This is a genomic window from Pseudobutyrivibrio sp., from assembly GCF_017471675.1.
Lineage (GTDB): Bacteria > Bacillota > Clostridia > Lachnospirales > Lachnospiraceae > Pseudobutyrivibrio.
In genome coordinates this window covers 1-8,246 of sequence record NZ_JAFUSK010000079.1, presented here as the reverse complement: position 1 = coordinate 8,246, position 8,246 = coordinate 1, and the positions used below count along the sequence as shown (strand labels likewise).

The window sequence follows — 8,246 nt, the reverse complement described above, 5'->3', positions numbered from 1 at the left end:
TCAGACACACCAAATTTTTTTGATAAATCCTTTACATTTACGGTGGTATGTTCTTTTAATAATTCGTAGATAGATTCACGGCGGCTTATTCCATTATTTTCATTTATCTGTTTCATAGAAAACTCCTTCATAGGATATAATGTTTAATTAAACATAATTATAACACAGAAGTTTGGGAAATAGACAGCAACGAACATTAAACTGCGTTAATACATGTGCTATTATATTTTTGCATAAAGATGGAATTTACAAGGCCTGCGAGAAGTTAGGTTTATTTGACTCTGTTGCTTGTTAATACCTTTCAGCGTGATTTCGGTAGAGAGCGTTATGGAAGGTATTAATATAAAAGCTAAATTAAAGAACTGTTTCAATTCTTATACCAAATACTTATAATTATGGAGACTGCTTTTGATTAATTACGAGGGAATAATAATGGGATTGTTTGATAAGTTTAAGAAGTATAAAGGAGAAAATGATGAAACAGTATATTGTAGATGCATTTACAAACACACCATTTGCGGGTAATCCAGCTGCAGTATGTGTTATGGATAGCTGGCCATCAGAAGAATCTATGATGAAGCTGGCAATGGAAAACAATCTGTCTGAAACAGCGTTTATTGTTAAGGAAGAACAGGGATATCACTTGCGTTGGTTTACACCAGGTTCAGAGGTAGAACTTTGTGGACATGCAACCCTTGCATCTTCATTTGTAATCCTTAATTTTTTTGACAAGGATGCAGATGTAGTCGAGTTTAACACCTTAAGCGGAAAGCTTACAGTAAAGAGAAATGGTAATCTCTTTGAAATGAATTTTCCTACATATGAACAGCCTGAAATTCCTGTAACAGATGAAATGGAAGAAGCATACGGCGTTCGTCCTATAAAGGCACTTCTTGGTCCAGATCTTCTCTGCATTTTTGAATCAGAAGATCAGATAAGAAATATGAATCCTGATCAGATGAAGCTCTCAAAGCTTCCAGGCAGAGGACAGGATGCTACAGCAAGAGGAAAAGATGTAGATTGTGTCTCAAGAACGTTCTTCCCTAAACTTCTTGTTGCAGAAGACCCAGTATGTGGTTCAGCTCACTGTCAGATAGCAGCTTACTGGTCTGAAGTATTGAATAAGAAGGAAATCAAAGCTTACCAGGCTTCAAAGCGTGGTGGCTATGTATATTGCAAGTTAGAGGATACTGGTCGCATCACAATTAGTGGTGAAGCTACTCTAGTTGCTGTATCAGAGATTGTAGCTGAATTATAACTTACGAGGGGCGACTTATGAAAAGAACTAAAGCTATATCCCTATATATCTCAGGAGCATTAGGTCAGATTGCATTTGTATGTCTAGTTGTATACCTACTTAGGAATATCGGATTTACGGTGGACTATACTTCGCCACTAGGCATGATAGCTATTGCTATAGGTGGAATATCATCAGCTTTATGGGGAATAATAGTTTCTGTAAAATATAGAAAAATATCTTTTAAAACAATCGTGGCTGACTTTTTCAAATTCAAGCAAAGCTATAAGGATTATCTGTTGGTTCTATTGTTCATCTTTATAGATTTTCTACCAGTGATATTAGGCGGTGAATTTATAATTAATACTTGGTATATTCCATTAATGATGTTTGTAAAACATATAGCATTTGGTGGATTTGAAGAGATTGGGTGGAGATATTTCTATCAGCCAGCATTACAAGAGAGGCTTAATTACATTTATGCAACGCTAATAACTTTTGTGTCATGGAGCATATGGCATTTCTTATACTTTTATATAGAAGGAACAATTGCTGATGTATGTGTAGTGCCTTTTCTTGTTGGGTTATTAACAAACAGCTTTATTCTTTCAGCACTTTATGCAAAAACAAAGAATCTATGGCTATGTGTGATGACTCATTCTTTAATAAATGTATTATCGCAGTTAGCAATTGGCGGGGTTGATTATCTAGGCTATGTGAGCAAATTATTGATTATTTTAATAGCAATAAGAATTGCATACAGTAGTAACAAAAAGATATAATTGAATCGAGAATAGGAAAGGAGGACATTGCCGATGATCAATTCCTCAAACCTCCTCCACATTGTGGAGGCCTAAACTCGACACTGCGGGTTCAAGCTAAGCTTACCCGCTAAAATATATAAGGCTGCAAGGAGTAATCTTTGCAGCCATTTACTTTACGGGGTGTGGCTCAGATGGTAGAGCGCTACATTCGGGATGTAGAGGCCGCGCGTTCGAATCGCGTCACTCCGATTTTAGATTTAGTAGGGGGATAAGTAATGCGTAAACTAAGACTTGTATATGCAACACTAGCTATTCTTTCATTATCGTACTCAGTTGCTGTGTATATGGTTGGAAGCGGAACATTTTCATTTATCATATGGATATTTGCAGCAATATTCTTTGGATTCTTATATCTCATGGAAAAGAAAAGCCTATGGCTTAAAGTACCAAAAGCCGTTAGATATGTATTCAGAGCCCTTGTTGCTTTGGGACTTGCCATCTTTATCATATGCCAAGGATGTATATTAACGCAGTTCTTTTCAAAAGGAGAGCCTGGAGCAGATTACATAATTGTCCTAGGTGCTCAAATGAGAGATTGGGGGCCAAGCGTTGTTTATAAGGCTAGACTGGATTCAGCAATTGAATATCTAAATGATAATCCAGATTCTAAGGTTATTGTAACTGGCGGTCAGGGAGCTAATGAATCTGTATCAGAAGGAGAAGGTGGAAAGACATATCTTCTAGAACAGGGTATAGCAGAGGATAGAATTATAGTTGAAAGCGAATCCCTTGATACGAACCAAAATATCAGTAATGCTTTAAATCTTGTAGAAGTAACAGCTGATATGAAAATTGGAATTGTAACCAATAATTTTCATGTGTTCAGAGGGGTAATGATTGCAAAGCGCTACACTGATGCTGACGTAACAGGCATTGCTGCTTTCACAGAATATCAGTATCTTCCAAACAACATGGTCAGGGAGACCTTTGGTATATTAAAAGATGTGATGTAAGAGGGGGTAAAAATGAGTAGATTAAAGGAATTAAGGGCATATGATGGGGTATCATACGAAAGATTAAATCAAACGGAGATGCTTGAGTACTTTGCTTGATTTGTTGCAATTGCAACAACTTTAAATAAAAACAATTGATATATTGTACATGGAAACTGATAGATTGAATTGGAGGTTAGCCATGGAAGAGAAAATCGCTAATGCAGAAATAGAAGTTGAAGCATCAGCTGCAAGAGTAACATCCGACATTACAATAGAAAAAAGAGACGCTGCAAAAAAACAGGCTGCAATAGTAGGCCATCCGCTACATCTTTTTACTAAGGAAAATGAAGCTCTCACGGAAGTGATTCATAAAACAAAGGGATTGATTGAAGACATTAAGAGTGATCCATCGGATGTTAATAATAGTAAGATAAATGAAATCATAGATAGTCTTAGAAAAGTGGCCATCCACTATGCGAAAAAAGGCGATTTGGTTTATCCACATATGAAAGTCAAATATGAAATTTCTGGTCCTTCCGATGTTATGTGGTCTGTTGATGATGAGATAAGAGATGAGCTGAAATTCATAGCAGGATCTGATTTCAGAAACACCGAATATCTTGGCAGATTAGAACATGCAATTGCTCGTATGGAGGAAATGATTTATAAAGAACAGAATATTCTCTTCCCTATTTGCACTAGATTTTTCACAGAAGAAGAGTGGTATAAAATATATCAGGACTCAAAAGATTATGCTCCGTGCCTTGTGGATTTTATTGAATGGCCTGAAGCAGAGGCGGTGTTGACTAAAGAAAAACCTGATAGCAATGCGAAAGAAGGTATGATTAATCTACCAGGTGGACATTTCACACCTACCCAGCTCAGAGCGATTCTTAATACGCTTCCTGTAGAAATATCATTTGTAGATGAAAATGATATTAATTGTTTCTTTAATGAAGGACCCAAGCTATTTAAGCGAGCTGGCATGGCTATAGGACGTGATGTGTATAGTTGTCATCCACCAAAGATTGAGATGATGGTCCGATCTATAATTGGGGACTTTAAATCTGGCGCGAGGGATAAGGTGTCGGTTTGGATGGAAAAAGAAGGCATCCCAGTGCTTGTAGAGTACATTGCTGTTAGAGATGACAATGGACAATATATCGGCACAATGGAATGCGTTCAAAAAATGGATGAGGCCAAAAAGCATTTTGAAAAATAAAATTATTTGATGACAAAGGTATTTCTATCGAAATCAATAATTCCTTCGTCACGCATTTTACCAAGCTCTCTTGTCATGGCACTGCGGTTGATTGAAAGATAATCAGCTAGCTGTGTTCGTGACAGGGGAGCTTTTATATATTTTGATTTTTGCTGTTGAGCAAGGGTTGAAATGTACGCCATAAGCTTTCCGCGAATAGATTCTTTCGACATGATTTCCAGTTTATTCATATAGGAAATACTTTTTTTACCTAACAGATGAAACATGTTTTCTGCAATTCTGGCATGGAAGCTACAGGCGTTTTCACAGGTATGGATAATCTTTGAAGCAGCAAGAAATAATACTCTTGTTTTTTCTACAGCAACAAAAGTAACAGAAGATTCCTGTTCAACGCTGACGGCAAAGTTTTCTCCAAATAATTCTCCAGGTCCAACATAGGATAGAAGTGAAGAGTTTCCCCATATATCTTCTTTCAGAAGGTGCACATTTCCAAAAAGAACAATTCCGATATAAGGGACTTTGTCCTTTTCCATAATGATGGTTTCCCCTTTATCAAAATCTTTTTTAAAGGAGTTGATACATATCAATAGTTTATTCAAATTGTCTGGATGAATTCCCTCAAATAGAGGAATTTCGTTGTAATCTATTTCTTTCATAAGCTTATTATAAAATCAATCTGTTGCAAATGCAACAAACTTACTTCCATTCTAGTTGTATATTATGAGCATCAAAGAAATCTGGTTAGAAAATGGAGGTAAACGATGGAAAATAAGATGTTTTGTTATCAGTGTCAGGAGACAGCAGGTTGCACTGGTTGTACAATGTCAGGTGTCTGTGGAAAAAAGCCAGAGGTTGCGAATCTTCAGGATTTATTAGTATATGTTACCAAAGGAATTTCATTTGTAACAACAAAGCTCAGAACTGAGGGTAAGGAAGTATCAGAAGATATTAATCATATGATTTCGGTAAATCTTTTTACAACTATTACAAATGCAAATTTTGATTATGATTCAATAGCGCATAAGATTGAAGAAACTATTAATGCAAAGGAAGAGTTAATAGAAAAACTTACGGACAAGAGCAATCTTCCAGATGCGGCTATCTGGAATGGGGAAAGAGCACAGTACGATGACAAGGCAACGACAGTTGGAATTCTTTCAACAGCGAATGAAGATATTCGTTCTTTAAGAGAGTTAATTACATACGGACTCAAGGGGCTTGCAGCTTATTCGAAGCATGCAAATGCACTTTTAAAGGATAACAAAGAAATTGATGCATTCCTTCAAAAAGCATTGGCAGCAACATTAGACGATAGCCTTTCTGTAGATGATTTAGTTGCACTAACTCTTGAGACAGGAAAATACGGAGTTGATGGCATGGCGCTTCTTGATGAAGCTAACACATCGGCTTATGGCAATCCTGAAATTACAACAGTAGATATAGGTGTTAGAAATAACCCAGGTATTCTTATTTCAGGACATGATCTGAAGGACTTGGAGATGCTTTTAGAGCAGACTAAAGGAACTGGTGTAGATGTATACACTCATTCTGAAATGTTACCAGCCCATTATTATCCATTCTTTAAGAAATACGATAACTTTGCAGGAAATTATGGTAATGCGTGGTGGAAGCAGAAGGAAGAATTTGCTAGCTTCAATGGACCAATTCTTATGACAACAAATTGTATTGTGCCACCAGCAGATTCTTACAAGGACAGGATGTTTACAACAGGTGCGGCAGGATATCCTGGATGCAAGCATATTGATGCACCTTATGGTAAGACAAAGGATTTTTCTGAAATCATTGAACTAGCTAAGAAATGTCAGGCTCCTACAGAAATTGAAACAGGTACAATTACAGGCGGATTTGCTCATGAGCAGGTATTTGAGCTTGCTGATTCGGTGGTAGAGGCAGTTAAAAATGGAGCAATCAAAAAGTTTGTTGTTATGGCTGGTTGCGATGGAAGGGCAAAATCTCGCGAGTATTACACAGAATTTGCTAAGGCACTTCCAAAAGATACAGTGATTCTTACAGCAGGCTGTGCAAAATATAAATACAATAAACTAAACCTTGGAGATATCAATGGTATACCAAGAGTTTTGGATGCAGGACAGTGTAATGATTCATATTCACTTGCCCTTATAGCTCTTAAACTCAAGGAAGTATTTGGACTGGATGATGTAAATGAACTCCCAATTGTCTACAACATTGCATGGTATGAGCAGAAGGCTGTAATTGTATTGCTTGCTTTATTATATCTCGGAGTAAAAAATATACACTTAGGTCCAACACTTCCAGCATTTCTTTCACCTAATGTTGCAAACGTTCTTGTGCAGAATTTTGGTATTGCAGGAATCACAAATGTAGAAGACGATATTAAATCTCTAATATTATAAAATTACAATAATACGGATATCACAAAATGAAGTAACAAAAAAGCCCTTAATCAAAGAATTCCTAGGTGAATTCTTCGGTTTAGGGCTTATTTTATTATTACAATTCTTCATATGAGGCAATTATAGTCATTTGTCCAATAAAATGCAAAACTATCTTTTTCTCTGTTATAATATAGGTGATTTTAGGAAAAGAGGATATGGTGATGGAAAAAGGCAATGTGATGATGCTATAAGGCAAGTAGAATCGATTAAAATGGAATTACAAAACAGATTGAGAGGTTAGTTAGATGTACTATGTGGAAGATGGCACAGAATTAGCGGGATTTTATGAATGCTCAGAATGTGCTAATAGATTTTTATCTATTCAGGTAGGTCCAAGTTTGGTATGCCCATACTGTGGCGAAGCGCCTGATATGGAAATCGGACCAGATGAAGAAATGCCAGTGGTCAAAGAAACTGCAAAGCTACTGCAAGTGGTCAGAGGCAAGGAAGAGGTTGAGCGTATGGACGCACTTCTTTCATTAGCTGTCACTGGTGGAGATTATAATTGGATGTAAACAAGGTTAGAAGAAACCTTAGGATATCAGCCAGATGTATGGAAAGGCTGGATTTTGATTAGGAGTCTGTATGCAAATCTTACTTGTAATTGATATGCAGCAAAGATATTTAAAAAATTATAAGCCTGACTTGGTTAACAGAGTAAATGCTAGAATTAGAGAAGCTATGTCCAAAGAGATTCCTGTAGTTTATGTAAGAAATACAGGGCGTAGCGGCAGGGATAACAATTTTGAATTAGCTGATGAGCTAGAGGTTTCATCAGATATAATTTTCAAAAAGCAATTTCCAAGTGCATTTTCCAATCCTGATTTTGAGCCATTTCTTACGAAAGCTAACATTGATTCAATCTACGTTGTTGGTGTTGATGGCAGATGCTGTGTTTCTAGAACAGTAATGGACGCTTTGGAGAGAGGCATAAAAATCAATTTACTGATGGATGCAATAGAGGCTCATAGTGACAAGTTCTACTATAAAGAGCTAAAGAACATGGAATTAAAAGGCGCAAAAGTGCTAATGAATCTTGAGGAATTATAGGCACTTGCCAATTACCTACCAACATAGTATGCTTTAGAAAAGGGTGGATGATAGTAGGAGGCTGTTATATGAAGTCTATTCTAATCAAAGATACAACCAAAGAAGAGCGAGAGGAAATAATCAAATCATCTCTTGATTGTGGTGGTGGTTGTGAGAATTGTTCCTCATGCTGGTTAGGTGGTGGTAGTCCTTGGGATATATACCAAGATTATATTGATGGAAGACGCGAGATTTCTGAGATTAATGCTGATTACATGTCCGTGTATCGTCAGGACAGACAGATAAAGTAGGTAGAAGTATGGCACCAGATATTTCAACATCTACAATAGAAGAGCGTAGGGAATATATAAAAAAGACCTTTCCATGTATAGCTGACTCGGATATGTGTGGGCTATGCAAAGTTTTTCATGGAAAGGATGCTGCAACTGCTAAGGATGATTATATAACTGGTAAGCGGTCTTATATGGAAGTAAGTGCGGACTATAGATAGCTTGGCTGAGAGCTTAACGATTTGTTAGATAAAACATTGCAAGCAATGGC

At 36.8% G+C, this 8,246-nt stretch carries 11 protein-coding genes and 1 tRNA gene; 10 read left to right on the top strand and 2 right to left on the bottom strand.

Annotated elements, in window-relative coordinates:
• On the bottom strand, positions 1–116 hold a 116-nt coding region (locus IJ535_RS14235; RefSeq protein ID WP_442961400.1), incomplete at its 3' end, for a DeoR family transcriptional regulator.
• A gap of 359 nt (positions 117–475) precedes the next feature.
• On the opposite strand from IJ535_RS14235, the gene IJ535_RS12880 reads away from it, so the two are divergent.
• From IJ535_RS12880 to IJ535_RS12860, 5 genes are all read left to right on the top strand, one after another.
• Positions 476–1,258, top strand: coding sequence for a PhzF family phenazine biosynthesis protein (locus IJ535_RS12880; protein ID WP_294303662.1), 783 nt, complete (start codon positions 476–478; stop codon positions 1,256–1,258).
• A 17-nt stretch (positions 1,259–1,275) separates the two neighbouring features.
• Positions 1,276–2,019, top strand: a complete 744-nt coding sequence (locus IJ535_RS12875; protein ID WP_294303660.1) for a CPBP family intramembrane glutamic endopeptidase — start codon at positions 1,276–1,278, stop codon at positions 2,017–2,019.
• A 158-nt stretch (positions 2,020–2,177) separates the two neighbouring features.
• A tRNA-Pro gene (locus IJ535_RS12870) sits at positions 2,178–2,250 on the top strand.
• A 26-nt stretch (positions 2,251–2,276) separates the two neighbouring features.
• Positions 2,277–3,014, top strand: a complete 738-nt coding sequence (locus IJ535_RS12865) for a YdcF family protein (protein ID WP_294303657.1) — start codon at positions 2,277–2,279, stop codon at positions 3,012–3,014.
• Positions 3,015–3,195: 181 nt separating this feature from the next.
• The gene (locus IJ535_RS12860; protein WP_294303655.1) at positions 3,196–4,218 is read left to right on the top strand and encodes a PAS domain-containing protein; all 1,023 of its coding nucleotides are present in this window, start codon (positions 3,196–3,198) and stop codon (positions 4,216–4,218) included.
• A 2-nt stretch (positions 4,219–4,220) separates the two neighbouring features.
• On the opposite strand, the gene IJ535_RS12855 is transcribed toward IJ535_RS12860, so the two are convergent.
• Positions 4,221–4,874, bottom strand: coding sequence for a Crp/Fnr family transcriptional regulator (locus IJ535_RS12855; RefSeq protein WP_294303653.1), 654 nt, complete (start codon positions 4,872–4,874; stop codon positions 4,221–4,223).
• A gap of 105 nt (positions 4,875–4,979) precedes the next feature.
• Between IJ535_RS12855 and hcp the strand changes: the two genes are divergently transcribed.
• The 5 genes from hcp (at position 4,980) to IJ535_RS12830 (ending at position 8,196) form a co-directional block, all read left to right on the top strand.
• Positions 4,980–6,614 carry a hydroxylamine reductase gene (hcp, locus tag IJ535_RS12850; RefSeq protein ID WP_294303651.1) on the top strand — a complete coding sequence of 545 codons (1,635 nt, stop codon included), beginning with the start codon at positions 4,980–4,982 and terminating at the stop codon, positions 6,612–6,614.
• A gap of 287 nt (positions 6,615–6,901) precedes the next feature.
• Positions 6,902–7,171 carry a hypothetical protein gene (locus tag IJ535_RS12845; protein ID WP_294303650.1) on the top strand — a complete coding sequence of 90 codons (270 nt, stop codon included), beginning with the start codon at positions 6,902–6,904 and terminating at the stop codon, positions 7,169–7,171.
• Between the two features lie 70 nt (positions 7,172–7,241).
• The gene (locus IJ535_RS12840) at positions 7,242–7,706 is read left to right on the top strand and encodes a cysteine hydrolase family protein (protein WP_294303648.1); all 465 of its coding nucleotides are present in this window, start codon (positions 7,242–7,244) and stop codon (positions 7,704–7,706) included.
• A gap of 68 nt (positions 7,707–7,774) precedes the next feature.
• Positions 7,775–7,996: a hypothetical protein gene (locus IJ535_RS12835; RefSeq protein ID WP_294219249.1), complete on the top strand. Its 222-nt coding sequence runs from the start codon at positions 7,775–7,777 to the stop codon at positions 7,994–7,996.
• A gap of 8 nt (positions 7,997–8,004) precedes the next feature.
• On the top strand, positions 8,005–8,196 hold the full coding sequence (locus tag IJ535_RS12830; RefSeq protein ID WP_294303646.1) for a hypothetical protein: 192 nt from the start codon (positions 8,005–8,007) through the stop codon (positions 8,194–8,196).
• Positions 8,197–8,246 lie beyond the last annotated feature (50 nt).